13 protein-coding genes and 1 pseudogene are annotated in these 16,411 nt (G+C 60.8%); 8 read left to right on the top strand and 6 right to left on the bottom strand.

What is annotated here, in order from left to right; all coding sequences use genetic code 11:
• The first annotated feature begins 178 nt into the window (after positions 1 to 178).
• Positions 179 to 1,630 carry a mannose-1-phosphate guanylyltransferase/mannose-6-phosphate isomerase gene (locus CKW11_RS23420; RefSeq protein WP_095139581.1) on the top strand — a complete coding sequence of 484 codons (1,452 nt, stop codon included), beginning with the start codon at positions 179 to 181 and terminating at the stop codon, positions 1,628 to 1,630.
• A gap of 74 nt (positions 1,631 to 1,704) precedes the next feature.
• Here CKW11_RS23420 and CKW11_RS23415 read toward each other — a convergent pair whose 3' ends face one another.
• Positions 1,705 to 4,557, bottom strand: coding sequence for an RHS repeat domain-containing protein (locus CKW11_RS23415; protein WP_095139580.1), 2,853 nt, complete (start codon positions 4,555 to 4,557; stop codon positions 1,705 to 1,707).
• A 177-nt stretch (positions 4,558 to 4,734) separates the two neighbouring features.
• Here CKW11_RS23415 and CKW11_RS23410 point away from each other — a divergent pair, with 177 nt between their 5' ends.
• The 3 genes and pseudogenes from CKW11_RS23410 to CKW11_RS23400 form a co-directional block, all read left to right on the top strand.
• The gene (locus CKW11_RS23410; protein WP_095139579.1) at positions 4,735 to 5,199 is read left to right on the top strand and encodes a multidrug transporter; all 465 of its coding nucleotides are present in this window, start codon (positions 4,735 to 4,737) and stop codon (positions 5,197 to 5,199) included.
• Between the two features lie 36 nt (positions 5,200 to 5,235).
• Positions 5,236 to 6,060, top strand: coding sequence for an SDR family oxidoreductase (locus CKW11_RS23405; RefSeq protein WP_095139578.1), 825 nt, complete (start codon positions 5,236 to 5,238; stop codon positions 6,058 to 6,060).
• A 70-nt stretch (positions 6,061 to 6,130) separates the two neighbouring features.
• A pseudogene (locus CKW11_RS23400) lies at positions 6,131 to 6,310 on the top strand (short-chain dehydrogenase); the annotation flags it as partial.
• Positions 6,311 to 6,410: 100 nt separating this feature from the next.
• Here CKW11_RS23400 and CKW11_RS23395 read toward each other — a convergent pair.
• Positions 6,411 to 7,292 (bottom strand): LysR family transcriptional regulator, encoded by an 882-nt coding sequence (locus CKW11_RS23395; RefSeq protein ID WP_095139577.1) that lies wholly within the window; start codon positions 7,290 to 7,292, stop codon positions 6,411 to 6,413.
• Positions 7,293 to 7,401: 109 nt separating this feature from the next.
• Between CKW11_RS23395 and CKW11_RS23390 the strand changes: the two genes are divergently transcribed.
• Both CKW11_RS23390 and CKW11_RS23385 read left to right on the top strand, forming a co-directional pair.
• Positions 7,402 to 8,772 (top strand): MFS transporter, encoded by a 1,371-nt coding sequence (locus CKW11_RS23390; RefSeq protein ID WP_095139576.1) that lies wholly within the window; start codon positions 7,402 to 7,404, stop codon positions 8,770 to 8,772.
• On the top strand, positions 8,769 to 9,167 hold the full coding sequence (locus CKW11_RS23385) for a DUF4440 domain-containing protein (RefSeq protein ID WP_095139575.1): 399 nt from the start codon (positions 8,769 to 8,771) through the stop codon (positions 9,165 to 9,167). The genes CKW11_RS23390 and CKW11_RS23385 overlap by 4 nt, the downstream gene beginning before the upstream one ends.
• 129 nt (positions 9,168 to 9,296) lie before the next feature.
• Here CKW11_RS23385 and CKW11_RS23380 read toward each other — a convergent pair whose 3' ends face one another.
• From CKW11_RS23380 to CKW11_RS23365, 4 genes are all read right to left on the bottom strand, one after another.
• Positions 9,297 to 10,163, bottom strand: a complete 867-nt coding sequence (locus tag CKW11_RS23380) for an HlyD family secretion protein (protein ID WP_047292653.1) — start codon at positions 10,161 to 10,163, stop codon at positions 9,297 to 9,299.
• Between the two features lie 10 nt (positions 10,164 to 10,173).
• The gene (locus CKW11_RS23375; RefSeq protein WP_003221811.1) at positions 10,174 to 10,374 is read right to left on the bottom strand and encodes a DUF1656 domain-containing protein; all 201 of its coding nucleotides are present in this window, start codon (positions 10,372 to 10,374) and stop codon (positions 10,174 to 10,176) included.
• Complete coding sequence (locus CKW11_RS23370; RefSeq protein WP_095139574.1) at positions 10,364 to 12,556, bottom strand: FUSC family protein; 2,193 nt, start codon at positions 12,554 to 12,556, stop codon at positions 10,364 to 10,366. Before CKW11_RS23370 ends, CKW11_RS23375 begins: the two co-directional genes overlap by 11 nt.
• Positions 12,557 to 12,769: 213 nt before the next feature.
• Complete coding sequence (locus CKW11_RS23365) at positions 12,770 to 14,269, bottom strand: efflux transporter outer membrane subunit (RefSeq protein WP_095139573.1); 1,500 nt, start codon at positions 14,267 to 14,269, stop codon at positions 12,770 to 12,772.
• A gap of 298 nt (positions 14,270 to 14,567) precedes the next feature.
• Here CKW11_RS23365 and CKW11_RS23360 point away from each other — a divergent pair, with 298 nt between their 5' ends.
• Positions 14,568 to 15,536: a LysR family transcriptional regulator gene (locus CKW11_RS23360; protein ID WP_064586051.1), complete on the top strand. Its 969-nt coding sequence runs from the start codon at positions 14,568 to 14,570 to the stop codon at positions 15,534 to 15,536.
• Between the two features lie 151 nt (positions 15,537 to 15,687).
• A complete protein-coding gene (locus tag CKW11_RS28355) occupies positions 15,688 to 16,200 on the top strand; it encodes a hypothetical protein (RefSeq protein ID WP_143500089.1) in 513 nt (170 codons plus the stop codon).
• The last annotated feature ends 211 nt before the right edge of the window (positions 16,201 to 16,411 follow it).

Genomic DNA, 16,411 nt, shown 5'->3' with positions numbered 1-16,411 from the left:
GAGCCTGCTCGCGATATCGGTTTCACATTCAAAGAATGTGTTGATTGATCCACCGCAATCGCGAGCAGGCTCACTCCTACAAGGGATCGGGTTGTCAGTTCGAATACGAGACAAAAACAAGAGTGAAACGACACAACGTTCGTGCCTCTAACCAATCGATTTTTATGGAGTAAACAACATGATTCCGGTGATCTTGTCAGGTGGTAGCGGTTCACGTCTTTGGCCGCTTTCGCGTAAGCAATTCCCTAAACAATTCCTGGCCCTGACCGGTGAACACACGCTGTTCCAGCAAACCCTGGAACGCCTGGTGTTCGAAGGCATGGACACGCCGATCGTGGTCTGCAACAAGGATCACCGCTTCATCGTCAACGAGCAGTTGGCCAACCGTAACCTCGAATGCCAGCGCATCCTGATGGAACCGTTCGGCCGCAACACCGCGCCAGCCGTAGCGCTGACCGCGATGATGCTGGTCAACGAAGGGCGTGACGAACTGATGCTGGTGCTGCCGGCCGACCACGTGCTGGAAGACCAGAAAGCCCTGCAACGCGCCCTCGCCCTGGCCACCGTCGCCGCCGAAAACGGCGAAATGGTGCTGTTCGGCGTGCCGGCGACCAAACCGGAAACCGGCTACGGCTACATCAAGTCCACCGCTGATTCGCTGCTGCCGGAAGGCGTCAGCCGCGTCTCGCACTTCGTCGAAAAACCTGACGTCAAACGTGCCACCGAGTACGTTGAATCCGGCGGCTACTACTGGAACAGCGGCATGTTCCTGTTCCGCGCCAGCCGCTTCCTCGAAGAGCTGAAAAAGCACGATCCGGACATCTACGACACCTGCCTGCTGACCCTCGAGCGCAGCCAGCAGGACGCCGACACCGTCACACTGGACGAAGCTACCTTCGCCTGCTGCCCGGACAACTCCATCGACTACTCCGTCATGGAAAAAACCCAACGCGCCTGCGTGGTGCCGCTGACTGCTGGCTGGAGCGATGTCGGTTGCTGGTCGTCACTGTGGGAAGTCAACGAGAAAGACGCCAACGGCAACGTCAGCAAAGGCGACGTGGTAATCCAGGACAGCAAGAACTGCATGATCCACGGCAACGGCAAACTGGTGTCGGTGATCGGTCTGGAAAACATCGTCGTGGTCGAAACCAAAGACGCGATGATGATCGCGCACAAGGACAAGGTTCAGGGCGTCAAGCAGATGGTCAACACGCTCAACGAGCAGGGTCGCAGCGAAACCCAGAACCACTGCGAGGTTTACCGTCCGTGGGGTTCCTACGACTCGGTGGACATGGGCGGCCGCTTCCAGGTCAAGCACATCTCGGTGAAGCCGGGCGCGTGCCTGTCGCTGCAGATGCACCACCACCGCGCCGAACACTGGATCGTGGTCAGCGGCACCGCCGAAGTGACCTGCGATGACAACGTGTTCCTGCTCTGCGAGAACCAGTCGACCTACATCCCGATCGCCTCGGTGCACCGCCTGCGCAACCCGGGCAAGATCCCGCTGGAAATCATCGAAGTGCAATCGGGTTCGTACCTGGGTGAAGACGATATCGAGCGCTTCGAAGACATCTACGGCCGCTCCACCCCGATCGAACGCGGCGTGTCGGTGAAAACCATCGCGCAGTGATCACCCGGCATTGAGAAGCCCCCGTCCAGCCCGCTGCGTCCCCTATCCGCAGTGGGTTGGGCGGGGGCTTTTTTTCAACTCAACGAATGTTGTCGAGTCAGTCTTGGCCGGAAATGTCCCCCCAGCGATTGCCGCCTTCCCGCGTAGGGAGCCGGTGCGAGCAGTCCGATAAAGTCCTGAGTCCGCTCCAGACTCTGCACCGTACTGGACGTTTGCATCGACAAATCGGAGACCGCTTCGAAAAGCTCCTGGTCCGCGCTGCCGGTGGTTGCCAGCTCGGTAAGGATGGCTTGCGTCCTGAACTCGACCATGTCGATGCCTGCCGAAAGATGTTCGTAAGTGTTGCTTAACGCCTCAGCATTCAATCCCTGCGCTGCATGGATGAATTCCCGTCCCGTCTGGAACAGACCCCGAGTTTCCGCTCCCAGTTTGTCAGAGACTGCCTCGATCACTTTGTCCTCGACCTTGGCGCGCGCCAATTTGGTCAAGCGTGATCGACCGTCGGCCGTGCGCGGATCATGCGCTGCCAATTGCAGTTTCACTGTGGCAAGACTCAGCTTCTGTTTCGGCTCGACGCTTTCAACCAGAGCCTTGGGATTCAATTCGCTGCCCTTGAAATGGATAGGTCGGTTCAACTGATAGGTGTCCACCACCTTGTCGATGGCTGCATCCGCCAACTTCCCGCCGACCTTCGTGCCAACCTTGCCCCCCAATGAACCGGCTACCGGTCCGAACACGGCGCCCACTGCAGTGCCAATCGCGCCACCTGCAGCTTGAGCGCCTGCGCTGAACGCGCTGCTGGCCAGTTGCGTTCCGACGCGCCTGGCCAAGGCCTGAAACCGGTGTCGCGCCTGAGTGTGATTGAGCAATGAGTTTCTGACGTCCGCTGCTGCCGAGGTTATCGTGCTCATTAATGCCTGCTGCTTTTGTACACTGTCAGCCAACTCTGATGTGGCGGTCTTCCCGCCCCCATCGGTGTCGACATGGTTCATGGGCGAGTTACCCACCATCTGGTACAGGTTCGGCCCGTCGATAAAGCCTTTCGGGTCAGGATTCAACCAGCGCTGCAACCACGGCATGTAATAGCGATAGCCGTAATAATAAAGACCTGTGGCATCGCGCTCCTTGCCCGAATAACGCAGGTTTTTGTAACTGGCCTCGGTGTCCTTGCTCCACGCCGTTTCACCGAACGGGAAGAATACTTCCTGACTGATGAGCCGGGCATCCTCGCCCAATTCCAGGCAGGTCGATCCCAGATGATCCGTCAGCATGTACCGATAATGATCATTGGAACCGGTGGGCGGAGCACTTTCCCAGTGCAGCACGTGTACACGGCTGATGTAGCCCTCGACGAAAATCACTTGCAGTTGTTCACCGGTGGCCGTGTCGGTGCGTAGCTCCAGCCCAGGCAAATAGCGCACCTGGGCCGTGACGCCGCGGGCATTCGTCTGGAGTGAGCGAATCTTGCGCACACGTTGGCCGGCACCGTCGTAGCAATAGTGTTCACGGTCATTGAGTCCGCTGGCACGTTCGACCGGCGTGACCGATTGCAACTGATTACGCAGATTCCACGTCAATGAACTTCCCGCGTACAGCGCTCGCAAATTGCCACGGTGATCGAACGCCGCGGCAATCTCCTCTTCCGTCGGTGGCACGCCATTACGGTAAGGCAAACAGCGATTACTCGATCGGGCAGCCTTGAGCTCGCGGCCATTGCGTGCGCCAACATGGGTCAACAGCAGCAGATTGCCGGATTCATCGTAGTGGAAAGTCTGCCGATAATTGCTCACTGCTGCCGGATCATCCCGGCCGATGGACGCCGGCCCCTGAGTAGCGGCACCTGCTTCCCAACCGGTGGCCTCATGCAACTGGTAAAGGCTGTCGTAGTCGAAACGACTGACAGGATCGATACGCTGGTTGGCGAAATACCGGATCGGCAGAGCCTTGTCCTCGATGCTCAGCAAGTTGCCCATCGGGTCATAGTCGTAGATCAGATGTTGCAATACCTCGCCCCCGGCTTTCTTCGCATGGCGGGTTCGCAGACGGCCGTCCTCGGGCTGATAGGTCAGCGTCGTCAGCACACCATTGCCCGCCAGTTCCTGAGTGACTTGCCCATCAGCGTTGTAACGAATGTCGCTCACCAGCGTTTGCGCTTTGGGCTGGTGCCGCAATTGCAGGTGGCAGGCGCGCAACTCCCCGTCCAGCGTCAACTCGCGGTTCTGATGATTATCACGTGCATCGACTTGTTCGAGTACCTGCCCCAGCGGCCCAAAGCGCCAGCGGGTCTTGGCACCGTCACCGGGTTCCAGCAAGCGCTGGCGGTCATCAACGTTTTGCGGCCAATCGGGGACGCTGGGGTCGAGTGTGAAGTGCCGGGTGTTTTCAATGCATTGCCCACTGATTGCAAAGCTTTGCGAGCACACACTACCCGCCGGATCATCGTGCCGAATCAACTGGCCCAGTTGATTCCGGGAGGGATCACCCGCGCCGGGCTGGCCGTAAGTGAGACGCTCGACGCACCGCCTCGGCTCGGATGCACCTTCTTCGAACACGGCAATCGGACGCAGCAGAGGGTCGTGTTGCACCTCGCGCCAGGTTTCTCGACTGTCCCAGTCGTACAGCGTCTCGGCACCGAGCCCGTACAACGCCAGCTGCGTACCGGCATCGACGCTGTCGGAGCGCAGCGTTTGCCCGATCAACGAATAAAGGGTGTGCAGATTCGCTGGCGTCAGCGGCTCGGTCGTTTGCAGTGCCCACAGGCGCGGATCCCACTGTTCCACAACCCTTCCGGCAGCGTCACGCACCGTGCGATTGACGCGGGTTTGAGCGGGGCAAAGGTCGTCGGCACGCCAATAACCAACCGTCCGAACCTGCAGTCCGCGCGGGTCGCTTACCGAAAGCGTCGGTGTTTTGCCATGCTTGTTCATCAGCTTGCTCCCGGCACTAGCGTTATCCTTGGTCCAGGGCATCAGAGCATCCGCGCTTTGCGATATTCAACTGTCAGAAATTACAGTACCGACTGACGGTACATTCGGATTACGTGCGAATGTCCATTGCGCCGGCCCTCCGGTAGGATGGTACTCACGAACCAAGGAGCGTTCCTCATGTTCATCGGCATCCTGCTGATCATCACCTGGCTGATCCTGCTGCTGCGCTATCCCGCCAAGGCTGTGCCGGTCTCCGTGGCCGCGGCTATTGGTCTGGGACTGGTGGCCATGTGGGTGGTGTGGCTGGACAACCGCGAGATCAAGCAACTGGCGCGCCTTGAAATGCGCATCAGCTATGCACCGGAGCAATGCCCGGCGGATCGCCCGCTGCAATTGAAAATGAAAAACGGCAACGACGTGCCGCTGACCGAACTGCGCTGGCGCATCGCAGCTTACGCGCCGGGCGACACGGTCAATCTGGCCGACAACCAGTACGCCGCCCCGCGCTATCGCGGCCCCGGCGAACTGCAGGCCGGTGGCGACTGGGAAGACTGCCTGCCGATGCCGCCGCTGCGCCCCGGTTATCGCCCACAAACCCTGGAGTTTCGTGCCGAGCGCTTGCAGGGCAGCTTCTCCGACTGATCCCCCTCCTCCCATTTTTTGCCCAAGGAATGCGCCATGCCCGTTGCGTTGATTACCGGTTGCTCCAGCGGCATTGGCCGTGCCCTCGCCGATGCGTTCAAAGCCGCCGGTTATGAGGTCTGGGCCAGCGCGCGCAAGGCTGAAGACGTCGCGGCCCTCGCCGCTGCCGGGTTCAGCGCAATCGCACTGGACGTCAATGACAGCGTGGCGCTGGAACAACTCGCTGAGCGCATCAACCAGCAACACGGCGGCCTCGACGTGCTGATCAACAACGCCGGTTATGGCGCCATGGGACCGCTGCTCGACGGCGGCGTGCCGGCCATGCAGCGTCAGTTCGAAACCAATGTGTTCTCGATTGTCGGCGTTACCCGCGCCCTGTTTCCGGTACTGCGCCGGACCCAGGGGCTGGTGGTGAACATCGGCAGTGTCTCAGGGGTTCTGGTCACGCCGTTCGCCGGCGCCTACTGCGCCTCGAAAGCCGCGGTGCATGCCTTGAGCGATGCGCTGCGCATGGAGCTGGCGCCGTTCGGCATCCGGGTGATGGAAGTGCAACCGGGGGCGATCCAGTCGAGCTTCGCCAAGAATGCCGGGCACGAAGCCGAGCAACTGATCAACGAGCAATCGCCGTGGTTTCCGTTGCGTGAGGGGATTCGCGCGCGGGCCAAGGCATCGCAGGACAAACCGACGCCGGCCAGTGAGTTTGCCGCTGAGTTGCTCAAGGCTGTGCAGCAGGGCACGCCGCCAAGATTGATCCGCATTGGTAATGGCAGCCGCGCGTTGCCGTTGCTGGCGACGTTATTGCCCAAGGGATTGCTGGAGTCGACGTTGATGAAGCGGTTCGGCTTGCGTGGGAAGCTCTGAGACCGGGTTGACGCTTTCGCGAGCAAGCCCGCTCCCACAGGAGAATGCATTCCAAATGTGGGAGGACAAACCGACGCCGGCCAGTGAGTTTGCCGCTGAGTTGCTCAAGGCTGTGCAGCAGGGCACGCCGCCAAGATTGATCCGCATTGGTAATGGCAGCCGCGCGTTGCCGTTGCTGGCGACGCTGTTGCCCAAGGGGTTGCTGGAGTCGACGTTGATGAAGCGGTTCGGCTTGCGTGGCCAGCTCTGAGACCGGGTTGACGCTTTCGCGAGCAAGCCCGCTCCCACAGGAGAATGCATTCCAAATGTGGGAGCGGGCTTGCTCGCGAAGGGGCCAGATCAGCCAACACTCAGCCCCAGCCCTTCATGAAATCAATAAACGCCCGTACCTTCAGCGGCAGATGCCGGGTATCCGGGTACAGCGCATAAACACCCTGCTGGGCAAAGCGGTAATCGGCCAACAACCGCACCAATCGCCCGGCCTGCAGATCCTCCTGAATCAACCACTGCGGCAAAATCGCCACGCCTTGCCCGGTCAACGCAAACGCCCTGAGCGTCGCCGAGTTGTCGGCGACGATGGCGGTGGTCCCCGGTTTTGGCTGGTAGACATGCTCACTGCCGGCCGGGGCGGTCACGGTCAATTCCGGTACTCGGCCATGGCCCAGCGTCGGCATCGACTCTAGCGTTGCCAGCGTGGCAACCGGTGCAAAGCGCTCGACCAACTGCGGCGCCGCTACCGCAAACACTTCGAACGTCGACAACTGCACCGCGCGCAAATTGGAGTCGTGCATGCGGCCCAGACGAATCGCCATATCGAAGCGTTCGGAGATCAGATCGGCGTGAGTCGAGGACGTCGACAAGTGAATGTTCAGTTGCGGCTGTTGCTGGCGAAACACCTCCAGCGCCGGCACCACCTGGGCCAGGGCAAATTCCACGGTGGTGGTGATGCGCAACGTGCCCTTGAGTTGCGAATGCTCGGAGCGCGCCTCCTCGATCGCCAGTCGCGCTTCGTCGAGGGTGCGCAGGCAGCGCCGATAGAAGCGCTCGCCGGCATCGGTCAGGGCCAGTTGCCGAGTGTTACGCGTGAGCAAGGTGACGCCCAGTTCTTCTTCCAGGCGCTTGAGATTGAAGCTCACCACCGCACGGGTCTGGCCCAAGGTATCGGCAGCCGCCGTCAACGACCCGGCCTCGACCACAGCTTTGAAGGTGTCAAAACGGTCCAGGCTGACCATATCCAGCGCACTCCCTGTCAAAATTATTTTGACAAACTAGCAGGCAAACCAGCGTTTTCCTAACGCCTGAAGCGCACTACCCTGCGCGTCTCATCACAGGGAAGCTGCCATGGCCTATCGCTCGAAAGTCGCGCTGGTGTATCTGTTCGGGTTCGCCCTCGACCTGCTGAACATGTTCGCCGCGAGCATTGCCTACCCGGACATCGCCCGGGAATTACAGGCCTCGGTCACGCAATTGGCGTGGATCACCAACGCCTACATGCTTGGCCTGACGCTGATCATTCCGCTGAGTGTGTGGCTGGCGGCACGCCTGGGCGAGCGGCGGCTGATTCTTGGCTCGTTGCTGCTGTTCGGTGTCGCTTCCGGTCTGGTGGCCCAGGCCGGGTCGATTGAAAGCCTGATTGGCTGGCGCCTGCTGCAGGGGCTTGGCGGCGGCTTGTTGCTGCCGATCGGTCAGGCTCTGGCTTATCGGCAGTATCCCGCGACACAACGCGCGCACCTTACCGGCGTGGTGCTGATGGTCGCGCTGATGGTGCCAGCCCTGTCGCCGGCGGCGGGCGGCCTGATCGTCGAGGCGTTGTCCTGGCGCTGGATTTTCTACCTGAACATGCCGCTGGCGCTGCTTGCGTTCGGCCTGGGTATGCTGTGGTTGCAAGCGGATCAACACGGCACGGAACGCCCGACACTGGATCTGCGTGGCCTGCTGCTGGCGGCGTCAGCCCTGAGTCTGTTGCTGATTGCCGTGAGTCTGGGGAGCGCCGCCGCTACCCGTCACCTCGCCGGCGGGGTTTTGCTGCTCGGCGTCCTGACCTTATGGCTGTACCTGCGTGATGGCTGGCACAAACCCGACGCGGTGCTCGACCTGCAACTGCTCAAGAGTCCGTCACTGCGCCTGGCGATGCTGATCTACCTGTTCGTGCCCGGGGTGTTTACCGGCACCAACATGATTGCCGTGTTGTACCTGCACGACCTCGGTTTCGGTGCAGCACAGACCGGTGCGCTGATGCTGTCCTGGGCGGCCGCATCGGGGGTGGCGATCATGCTCGGCAAACGCAGTTTCAACCGCATCGGCCCCAAACCGCTGCTGATCACCGGGATGCTTTTGCAGTGCCTGGGGATTGTCCTGCTGATGCGCATCGAACAGCCCGCCGCCACGCCGCTGATCATTGCCTATGCCTTGATGGGACTGGGCGGCAGCCTGTGCAGCGTCACCGCGCAGAGCCTGGCGTTTGTCGGCATCGCGCCGGAAAAAATGGGCCACTCCAGTGCCTTGTGGAACATCAATCGCCAGCTCGGTTTCTGCCTCGGCGCGGCGCTGCTCAGTTCGCTGTTGGGCGCATTGAGCGGCAACGGATTCAAATACTGCTTTGTCGCGGCGGCCCTGCTCACCTTGCTGCCAATGGTCGCCGTGCTGCGTTTCGACGCCTCCAAAGTGCTCGCCCTGCTGAGCCCTCCTCCCCTTCAGGAAAAATCCACATGATTGACTACAACGAATATTTTGATGAAGTGATCCAGGCCCATCTGGTGATCGAACGCTGGTTTGCCGTGGAGCAGGATTCAGCGGAACTGGAGCCTTTGCTGAGCCGGTTCTCGGCGGATTTTTCCATGGTCACGCCGCTGGGCCGGGAGCTGGATATCGAAGCCTTGCGCGCGCTGTTTCAAGCGGCAGCCGGGAAGAAGCCCGGGTTCAGGATCGAACTCAGTGAGCTACGCGGGATTGCCCTGCATGCGCATGGCGCGACGCTGAGCTATCGCGAGCAGCAGAGCGATGCGAGCGGGTTGCACACTGATCGCCGGTCGACGGTGGTGTTTGAAAAGACCGAGGCCGGGCGGGTGCTGTGGCGGCATTTGCAGGAGACGTTTTGCGCTGAATGATTACTCGGTATTGGTCTGAAAGACCGGGTTGTCCTTATCGCGAGCAGGCTCACTCCTAGAAGGAATCTTCGGTGTGGCAGAGATCCAGTGTAGGAGTGAGCCTGCTCGCGATTCAGTCGGCGCGGTCTGTCAGTTATCCACAGACTCTTGCTTCACCACCACGGTGCAAGTAATCCCCGCCGCCAACAACACACCCTCCGGCACTTCATCGATGTGAATGCGCACCGGCACCCGCTGCGCCAAGCGAACCCAGTTGAAGGTCGGGTTGACGTCGGCGATCAGCTCGCGGCTTTCCGGGTTGTCGCGGTCGTAGATGCCGCGGGAAATGCTCTCCACGTGGCCCTTCAACACTTCGCCGCTCATCAGTTGCATGTCGGCTTTGTCGCCTACGCGCACGTGCGGCAGTTTGGTCTCTTCGAAGAAGCCGTAGACCCAGAACGAGTTCATGTCGACCACGGCCATTTTCGCTTCGCCGATGCGCGCGTAGTCACCGCGATGCACGTTGAGGTTGGTCACATAGCCGTCCACCGCAGCGCGCACTTCAGTGCGTTTGAGGTTGAGTTCGGCGGCTTCCAGTTGTGCTTGCGCGTGTTGATAGTCGGCCAGCGCGGCGTCGGCGATGTTGCTGGCGTCGTCACGGTTTTCCTTGGAGATCACCAGATTGTCGAGGTCGGCACGGCGATGGGCGTTGACCTTGCGCATTTCCCATGTCGACTTGCGCGACGCCACCAGCGACTGCGCCTGTTTGACCGCGATGCGGTAGTGCTCGGGGTCGATCTGCATCAGCAAATCGCCCTTCTTCACCAACTGGTTGTCGCGCACCGGTACGTCGATCACTTCCCCGGTGACGTCGGCCGCGACGTTGATGATGTCCGCCCGCACTCGACCGTCGCGGGTCCACGGCGTGTTCATGTAGTGCTCCCACAGGGTCCGGCCGATCCACAGTGCCAAGGCCAGCACCAGCAGGGTCGCGAGCAGGCTGAAAAACTTTTTCATCAGAACGTTCTCAACGGTAGACAGTCAGCGCCATGGCGCCGAACAGACAGGTAAACAGACTCAGACGCAACAGCGCCGGGTGCCAGAAAAAACGGTACAGGTCGAACCCCGAGAGGAACCGGTCCAGCGCCCAGGCCAGCGCCGCAGCGACAAAAAACATCAGGGTCATGGTCGGCATGTACACGCCGTGGAAGGCAATTTCACGAGGCATGGGCAAGTCCTTCGGGCTTGGCAACGGCATAGGCAGCGAGTGGTGATTGCGGGTCGAGCAACGAGGTGCGGATGAAGTGCAGATAGCTTTTCACCCGGCGTAACGCGGACGTGTCGAAGTGCGGCGCAAACGGCTCGTCGGTCGCAGCAACCCGGCTGATCGCGTGATCGACCGCCACCAGTGCGCGCTCAAGATTGCTCGGGTTCGGCTGCAGAAACAGCCGCACCAGCGCCCGGCCCATCACGCGGATAGCCTGCCGCCACGGCTGCGATTCGGCATACGCCGGATGCACCGGGAGGATCGCCTGTTCCTTGCGCAACTCGATGATCGCGTGGCCGACTTCGAGCACCACGAACATCCAGCGCAGCAGGTTCTTCTGCACCGTCGGCTGCCCAGCAGCGAGGCCGTATGCCTGATGCAGCAGGTCGCGGGTACGGCTTTCGAAACTCGACGCCAAACCCTTGAGCTTGCCGCTGATCGCATAGACCACTTGCTCGCGCAGATCCTGCTCCAGGCGCTTCCACAACCAGCGGCTGTTCGGCGGCAGAATGATCGCGCCGGCAGCGGCGCAGACCAGCATGCCCATGACCATGGCGATGTAGTCGTTGATGAAGCTGTAGGGGTTGTAAATGGTCAGGTTGTCCGGCACCGAACCGGTGCTGAAGAAGATCAACAAACCCAGGCCGACCCCGGCATATTTCGGCCGCGAAGCGAGGAACGAGCCGAGCACGATGACTGGCGCGAGCATCACGCACAGCAAGGGAAAACCGTCGATCCATGGGAAGATGAAAAACATCTCGACGAAGCCGATCAGCGCCCCGAGAAAAGTCCCGCAGGCCATTTGAAAAGCCATGCGTTTGGGGTTGGGCGTGGCGGCAGACAGGCCCACGGTGGCGGCGGCAATCAGGGTCATGGTCGCGCCGCTCGGCCACGCGGTGGCGACCCAGTAACTACCGAGCACAATCAGGATGAACGAGGCGCGAATCCCCGAAGCCGCAGCGGCCCACCAGTTGGTTTGCGGGGTGAACGGCTCGTCCCAGCGCTCACGCTCGTGGCGGTGATCGGCCAGCGAGGCGTGGGTCTGTGCATAACTGTGCAGGTCATCGACGAAGCGATAGAGCAGCTCGTATGCAGTGTGAAAATCCAGTTGCTCGGCTTCACTCGGACCGGTTTCCTGAAAGGCTGCACGCAGGCTGCGCACCCGCGCCGGCAGACCTTCCTTGTACGTGGCCAATGCCGTCGCCAAACGTGCCGCGTCCGGGCTGGTCAAGGCGCGGCCACTGAAGCCGTCGAGTACTTCCGCCAGATCCTGCAGGCCCGGCCTGATCGCGGCCACCACGTGTTCTTCGTCATTCACGCGCAAGCGTTCCAGCAACTGATGCAGCGCGTTGAAGCGCGTGGTAATGCCCATGAACTCGCTGTTCAAACGGCTGAGGCGACCGTTGCGCCGACGCATGTGCGGGTCTTCGAACACGGTGACGCTGCGCAACCCTTCCAGCCCCACGGCTTCGGCGATGAAACGCACGTTGTTGGTCTCGAAGGCGTCGGCTTTGCTGCGTCCGCGCAAGCCATCGGTGACGAACAACGCGAACACGCCGAAGCGCTGATACAGCGCGTTGCGCATTGCTGCGCTGGCGGTTTGCGGCAGGATTGCGGCGCTGACCACCGTCGAACAGAGAATTCCCAGCGAGATCTCCAGCACCCGCCAGACGGCGGCCATGAACGCACCGTCCGGATGCGCCAGCGCTGGCAGCCCGACCATCGCGGCGGTGTAGCCGGCGAGGACAAAACCGTAGGCGCGGAAGTTACGGCAACGCGCCGCACCGGCCGAGCAGATGCCGACCCAGATCGCCAGCGAACCGAGGAACAACTCGGTGTTCTGCGCGAACAGCGCGATCAGCGTGACCATCATCGCCGACCCGGCCAGGGTGCCTAGGAAGCGATAGAAACTCTTGGCGAACACCTGACCGCTCTGCGGCTGCATGACGATGAACACGGTGATCATCGCCGTGCGCGGCTGCGGCAGTTCCAGGCGCATCGCCAGCCACAGCGTGAGGAACGCGGCGAGCAATACCTTGAAGATATACACCCAGGTCACGCCATCACTGCGCGCCCAGTCGAAAAATCCGCGGCGCCATTCCAGGGAGTAGAGCCAGCGTAGAGGTGCGGGCAAGGGAGTCATTTGGTCTTGCTCAACGATTGAGGACTTAACAATTTTTGTGATGAACACAAACTCTGTGGTGAGGGGATTTATCCCCGATGGGCTGCGAAGCGGACCCAAAACCTGCAAGCCGGTTCTGCCTGGCACACCGCATTTGCTTTTCTTGGGGCTGCTCCGCAGCCCATCGGGGATAAATCCCCTCACCACAAAGGTTTTGTGTAGTGGATTGTGTGTTCACCGCAGGAGCGCCGGGGTTTTCGGGGCTGCCGTTTGCTCGGTGGTGGGCACATCATTCCCAGCCCCGAGGCCGCCACCCAGCGCCGTCACCAGCTCGGCATGCGCACTCAAGCGCGCCGCCTGCACCTGCTGCTGCACTTGCTGCTGCTTGAACAGCAAGGTCTGCGCATTGAGCACGTTGAGGTAATCGGTGAGGCCGCGCTGATAGGCGATCATCGCGATGTCGTAGGTCTTCTGCGCGGTGGCCACCGACTCGGCGGCGAAGGCTTGCTGCTTGTCCATCGACTCGCGGCGGATCAACTGGTCGGAGATGTTCTTCAGCGCATTGATCAGCGTCTGGTTGTAATGCGCCACGGCAATGTCATACCCGGCGGACGCTTCGCCCAATTCGCTGCGCAAACGCCCACCGTCGAAGATCGGCAATGAGATCGCCTGGCCGACGTTGTAGTTGAGTTTCTTGCCAGTCAAAAACTCCAGCGCCCCGCCACCGGTGGCCATGTAGCCGAGGCTGCCGACCAGATCGACGTTGGGATAAAACCCGGCGTGCGCCACATCGATGCCGCGTGCCTGCGCTGCCACTTGCCAGCGACTGGCGACCACGTCCGGGCGCTGACCGAGCAATTCGGCGGGCAATGCCGACGGCAGTTTCAACGCAGCACCCAGCGCCAGAGTCGGCCGCTGCAACTGCGCCCCGGCGCCCGGGCCTTTGCCCGCCAGCGCGGCGATCTGGTTACGGCTCAGGGCGATTTCTTCGTCCAGCGCATCCAGTTGCCGATGGGTCTCCGGCAACGGCGTTTCGGCCTGACTGACTTCAAAGTGCGTGCCGATGCCGCCGTCGAGACGCTTCTGCGCCAGATCGAGAATCTGCTGTTGCTGCTTGAGGGTCGCGGCGACGATGTCGCGCTGGGCGTAATGCAGCGACAGCTCGATGTAGGCGCGCACGATATTGTTCTGCAATTCCAGCTGCGCCAGCCGCGCTTCGGCGGCGCTCATGTGCGCCAGATCCACCGCGCGCTCACTGGCATTACTTTCGCGGCCCCAAAGGTCGAGGGCGTAGCTGAAGCCCAGTGCGGCGTTGTTGTCCCAGGTGGTGGTGTTGGCCAACTCGCCCGGGCCGTAGAACTGGTCGGTCGGCCAGTTGTGGCGTTTGAGCGTCGACTCGCCATTGATCTGCAACGACTCGGCGGCCTCGGCGACACCGGCCAGCGCCTTGGCCTGACGCACCCGCGCAGCGGCCATGGCCATGCTCGGACTGCCCTGCACGGCGAGGTCGATCCAGTGATTGAGTTGCGGGTCGCCGTAGGCTTGCCACCATTGTGCGGTGGGCCAATTGGCGTCTTTGGCGGCGTGAGCAATCGCGTCGTCAGTGGCCAGTGCGTCGGCTTCCAATGCCTTGCTATGCGGGGCAATTCCTTGCGTTGAGATGCAGCCGCTGAGACCCAGGGTAAAAGCCAGAACACTGAGCGGCAAAAGCGCTCTGTTGATGCGACGCGGCACAGCTGCGAATTCCTGAAAGAGGATAAGGCGGGGGCGTGTTCCCTTCTGTAGGAGCTGCCGAAGGCTCGGGCCGCGTTCGGACGATCTTTTGACCTTGATTCCCTTAAAACAAAATCAAAAGATCGCAGCCTTCGGCAGCTCCTACATGGGAACGGCGCAATTCTATGGAACGCCCTGTGTGGCGATAAGCTGGGATTCCTGTGAATCTTTGTTACCGTTAACGAGATAATCCCTTGGTCGGGGGTCTCAGCCCCTGAAACTTCGTGTCACAATTTGCCATCTCCCTTGAGAGCACCCCATGGACACATTGCAAAACATGCGCGCCTTCAGTTGTGTGGCCGAAGCCGGCAGCTTCACCGCTGCCGCCGTGCAACTCGACACCACCACGGCCAACGTCTCGCGCGCGGTCTCCAACCTGGAAGCCCACCTGCAAACCCGCCTGCTCAATCGCACGACCCGGCGCATCGCCCTGACCGAGGCCGGCAAGCGCTACCTGCTGCGCTGCGAACAGATCCTGGCCTATGTCGAAGAAGCCGAAGCCGAGGCCAGCCAGGCCCACGCCCGCCCCGCCGGCCAGTTGAAAGTGCACACCATGACCGGCATCGGCCAGCACTTCGTGATCGACGCCATCGCCCGCTACCGCAAGACCCACCCGGACGTGACCTTCGACCTGACCATGGCCAACCGCGTGCCGGACCTGCTCGACGAGGGCTACGACGTGTCCATCGTGCTGGCCAGCGAACTGCCGGACTCGGGCTTCGTCTCGCAACGCTTGGGCATCACCTACAGCATCGTCTGCGCCTCCCCGGCCTACGTGAAAGCCAACGGCTGCGCGCAAAAACCCAGCGACCTGCTGAACCACGCCTGCCTGCGCCTCGTCAGCCCGGTGATCCCCTTGGAAAAATGGGCCTTCAATGGCCCGGACGGCCAGGAAATGGTCACCATCAACAGCTCGCCGTTCCTGGTGAACTCCGCCGACGCGATGAAAGCCGCAATCATCAGCGGCATGGGCGTCGGCGTCCTGCCGGTCTACGCCGCCATCGAAGGCCTGCGCAACGGCACGCTGGTACGGATGATGCCGAACTACCGCTCGCAGGAACTCAACCTGTACGCGATCTACCCGTCGCGGCAGTACCTGGATGCGAAGATCAAGACCTGGGTCGAGTATCTGCGCGGGTCACTGCCGGAGATATTGGCGGCGCATCAGGCGGAACTGGCTGCCTACGAGTTAAGCGGCAGCCTGGCTGGGGCAAGAGTGGCAAATTGACGTTATTTAGGGGGGCGGCAAAGGAATGCCAAACCCTGCATCTTGAATACTCCCCACTTAAATATCACCTGTCAGATATGACAGTGGACAGGCAGGTTCTTTCGGCGAAACATCCTGGGGCACGTCTCATTTACGCCACGGAAGAAAAGCCATGAATTTTTTTTACTCCCCCCCCGAAAACCACCTCGTCACCGCAGAAGGCGAACTCAACGCCATCATCCATAACAACTTTAAGTTCCCGGATTTCAAAGGTATTCCACAGTTTTTCGTCACTAATGAGAAGGTCGTAGTCATATCTACACGACACCAAATAACAGAAAACCAATGGAACTCCATTACCGTAACCTTCCCCTATTTTGTTGAAAACAGACGGTATGAGTTTCAAGTAAATAGCGGGGTAGAACCTCCTTCGTTCGTCGAAAGTTGCCGAACAGCCGATGGCGGCTCCCTGCATCGTCCACACCCGGCCAAAGACGACGTTGGTCATATCATTTTTGATTTCGATCCCGACGCCGGAACACTGGAAGCCACCTTCAACTACACCATCATCGGCGACCAATCGGCAGGGCACCAAGCGGTAGGAAACATAAAAATCAAAGGTCTGACGCACACAAACGGTTACTGCCTCGAAAAACTTTTCAGCGAGTCCAACTTTTCCGACTGAGCTGGTAAGCCTCATTTGTGATCTCGCCATCTGACAGGTTGGCCGAGCTGGCGGTGAATCGGGTGCTGGATAATGTGGAAGTGAGCCAATCTGCAGCACACAGCCGAGCCATTGTGGGAGCGGGCTTGCTCGCGAAGGCGTCAGCACATCCAACACTTTCGGTGACTGACACACCGCTTTCGCGAGCAAGCCCGCTCCCACAGGGGGATTG

It is taken from the genome of Pseudomonas sp. Irchel s3a10 (assembly GCF_900187525.1).
GTDB classification, from domain to species: Bacteria; Pseudomonadota; Gammaproteobacteria; order Pseudomonadales; family Pseudomonadaceae; genus Aquipseudomonas; species Aquipseudomonas koreensis_G.
The sequence above is the reverse complement of the archived record's forward strand: the minus strand, read 5'-3'. Positions and strand labels throughout refer to the sequence as shown.

Coding starts and splice junctions, on each gene's coding strand:
- CKW11_RS23420 (WP_095139581.1), top strand. CDS start 179: ATGATTCCGGTGATCTTGTCAGGTGGTAGCGGTTCACGTCTTTGGCCG.
- CKW11_RS23415 (WP_095139580.1), bottom strand. CDS start 4,557: ATGAACAAGCATGGCAAAACACCGACGCTTTCGGTAAGCGACCCGCGC.
- CKW11_RS23410 (WP_095139579.1), top strand. CDS start 4,735: ATGTTCATCGGCATCCTGCTGATCATCACCTGGCTGATCCTGCTGCTG.
- CKW11_RS23405 (WP_095139578.1), top strand. CDS start 5,236: ATGCCCGTTGCGTTGATTACCGGTTGCTCCAGCGGCATTGGCCGTGCC.
- CKW11_RS23395 (WP_095139577.1), bottom strand. CDS start 7,292: ATGGTCAGCCTGGACCGTTTTGACACCTTCAAAGCTGTGGTCGAGGCC.
- CKW11_RS23390 (WP_095139576.1), top strand. CDS start 7,402: ATGGCCTATCGCTCGAAAGTCGCGCTGGTGTATCTGTTCGGGTTCGCC.
- CKW11_RS23385 (WP_095139575.1), top strand. CDS start 8,769: ATGATTGACTACAACGAATATTTTGATGAAGTGATCCAGGCCCATCTG.
- CKW11_RS23380 (WP_047292653.1), bottom strand. CDS start 10,163: ATGAAAAAGTTTTTCAGCCTGCTCGCGACCCTGCTGGTGCTGGCCTTG.
- CKW11_RS23375 (WP_003221811.1), bottom strand. CDS start 10,374: ATGCCTCGTGAAATTGCCTTCCACGGCGTGTACATGCCGACCATGACC.
- CKW11_RS23370 (WP_095139574.1), bottom strand. CDS start 12,556: ATGACTCCCTTGCCCGCACCTCTACGCTGGCTCTACTCCCTGGAATGG.
- CKW11_RS23360 (WP_064586051.1), top strand. CDS start 14,568: ATGGACACATTGCAAAACATGCGCGCCTTCAGTTGTGTGGCCGAAGCC.
- CKW11_RS28355 (WP_143500089.1), top strand. CDS start 15,688: ATGAATTTTTTTTACTCCCCCCCCGAAAACCACCTCGTCACCGCAGAA.